Annotated in this window: 1 protein-coding gene; it reads left to right on the top strand. The window is 57.8% G+C overall.

Features of this window, described 5'->3' with window-relative positions; translation table 11 throughout:
• Positions 1-153 precede the first annotated feature (153 nt).
• Positions 154-644 (top strand): outer membrane protein transport protein (locus OQK_RS01305; protein WP_016770760.1); only part of this gene is annotated, 491 nt, incomplete at its 3' end.

Here is a 644-nt window from a genome sequence, read left to right as displayed (position 1 = left end):
CTGCACTGACCATCGTGCCTTGAAGAAGGCCTGAGAACAAAGGGTTGATCACCCGGTGAAAAACTGGCGCCTCCACAGGGCGCCAGTTCATGAATTGCAAGCCGCAAGACGAACCGGCAGGGCTGGCTCAGAGATAATAATAAGGAGTGCCGCATGAATAATAAGAAACAACATGTGCAGGTTTTGCTGGGGCTGGCGTTGATGGGCGGGGCTATGGCGACGGCACCCGCACAGGCCGGCGGTTTTTCAACACCGACCTACGGGGCGCCAGGGTGGGGCCGGGCATTTGCCGGTGGTTCACTGTTTAAGAACGACCCGAGCTCAGCGTACAACAACCCGGCGGCCATGGCGTTTGTGGAGCACAACGTTGCGCAATTTACGGTCGACTACGCGCGCATCAAGATCAAGTACAAGGGCGATGCCTCTGATTATGCGGGCAACCCCATTTCCAATACGCCATTGGATGCCAATGGTTTTCCCGATGGGACGGCGACTACGGTCAATAACAATGACGGTGGGCAGGGCGGGTTTACGGCCTGGTTGCCAACCGGGTTCATGGTCATGCCCCTCGGGGATCGCTTCGCGTTCGGCTTGAGCCAAGTTGTGCCCCAGGGCATGCGCTCTACCTGGGATGAGAACTCGAA

This window comes from Pseudomonas sp. R62 (genome assembly GCF_000257605.1).
GTDB classification, from domain to species: domain Bacteria; phylum Pseudomonadota; class Gammaproteobacteria; order Pseudomonadales; family Pseudomonadaceae; genus Aquipseudomonas; species Aquipseudomonas atacamensis.
This window is presented reverse-complemented; position numbering and strand designations above follow the sequence as displayed.